Annotated in this window: 1 protein-coding gene; it reads right to left on the bottom strand. The window is 70.3% G+C overall.

All coding sequences use genetic code 11. From position 1 onward, the window contains the following. Positions 1 to 683: MFS transporter (locus TN53_RS41480; RefSeq protein ID WP_234441847.1), on the bottom strand; the 683-nt coding region annotated here is incomplete at its 3' end. Positions 684 to 707: the final 24 nt, after the last annotated feature.

Here is a 707-nt window from a genome sequence, read left to right as displayed (position 1 = left end):
CTCGTGTCCTGACCGACATTCACCATGCACAGACCACCGGCGGCGGTGAACCCGCCCGCAAGGACGAGCGGACGTCGTGGTCCGAGGTGCGCCACCAGGTTGCCGGACCACGGCGCGCACAGAGTGGCCCCGAGCGCCATGGGCAGGGTCGCCATGCCGGCCGCGAGCGGCGTCCATCCGCGGGCGTGCTGGAGAGAGAACGTGTTGAGCAGAAGGGTCACGTTCAGCGCCGCGAACACCGCCATGGCGCCCAGAACCGCCGAGGCGAACACCGGTCGCCGGAAGAGCGCGAGATCCATCAGGGGCTCGGGCCGGTGCAGTTCGACCCAGGTGAACCCGGCCGTGGCCATCACGATCAGGGCGTAGCCGGCCATCGCCATGGGCGAGCCCCAGCCGATGCGGGGTCCTTCGATGAGGACACCGACCGACACGCACAGGGCCAACGCGAGGAGCACCTGGCCGGGCAGGTCCATCCGCCGGGCGCGCTGTCCGTGTGACTCCGGTACGAGCACTGCCCCCAGGAGGGGGGGGGCGAGGATGATGGGTGCTTTGATCCAAAACCCCGATCGCCAGCCGAACGTGGCGATGAGCCACCCGCCGGTCACGGGGCCCGCCGCCATGCTGAGTCCGAAGACCGACGCCCATACACCGATCGCCCGGGCTCGCTCCCGTGGATCGGGCATCGCGTTCACCACGATCGCCAGGGC

The organism is Streptomyces sp. WM6386 (assembly GCF_000972385.1).
In the GTDB taxonomy this organism is placed as follows: domain Bacteria; phylum Actinomycetota; class Actinomycetes; order Streptomycetales; family Streptomycetaceae; genus Streptomyces.
This window is presented reverse-complemented; position numbering and strand designations above follow the sequence as displayed.